Source organism: Komagataeibacter kakiaceti JCM 25156, assembly GCF_000613305.1.
In genome coordinates this window covers 1-770 of record NZ_BAIO01000795.1, presented here as the reverse complement: position 1 = coordinate 770, position 770 = coordinate 1, and the positions used below count along the sequence as shown (strand labels likewise).

At 68.6% G+C, this 770-nt stretch carries 1 protein-coding gene; it reads right to left on the bottom strand.

The window, feature by feature from the left end:
• Positions 1-770: helicase-related protein (locus JCM25156_RS26350; RefSeq protein ID WP_034961381.1), on the bottom strand; the 770-nt coding region annotated here is incomplete at both ends.

The following is a 770-nucleotide window of genomic DNA, read 5'->3' as shown; positions in this document are numbered from 1 at the left end:
GCCAGCGTCAGGTCCGTCACCCCTTCCAGCGCCGTGGCGATGGCGAAGGCCTGCTCCATGTTGGCCAGGCGGTAATTCGGGTCATCGCGCCGCAGCACCGCGCGGCGGATGCGCACCAGCACGCCGAACAGGCTGTCGGACCCGATCTCGGCGGCCACGGCCTGCACGATGTCCGCATCGGGCTGGACCTGCGGGCGCATGTCCTCGATCGGCTGGGGCGGGGCGGCCAGCATGGCATGGATGAAGGACGGGCTGCCCACCCCCTCCAGCACGGCGACAACGCCCTGCTCATGCTTGCCGTAACGCCCGGCGCGCCCGCCGATCTGCTTGACTTCCTGCGGGTTCAGGTCGCGCGTCTGGGTGCCGTCATACTTGCGCAGCGCGGCGAAGATCACGCGGCGTATGGTCAGGTTCAGCCCCATGCCGATGGCGTCGGTCGCGATCAGGATATCCGCGTCGCCAGAGTTGAAACGCTGGGCCTCCGCGCGGCGGACCTCGGGGCTGAGCGCACCGTACACCACCGCCACACGCTTGCCATGCGCTAAAAGCATGGCGCGCAGATCCAGCACCTCGCGCCGGGAAAAGGCGATCAGCGCATCGTGCTTCTGCAGTTCCTGCACGGCCACGGCGCGATCGGCGGCGACAAGCGGGCTTTTGCGTTCAAGACGGATTTCATCAACCGGGTCGCCGCACAGCTCCGCGATGCGCCGAACCATGGGAATGCAGTCCGGCGCGCCCAGCACGAACAGATGGCGCGCGGGCGCGCCCAT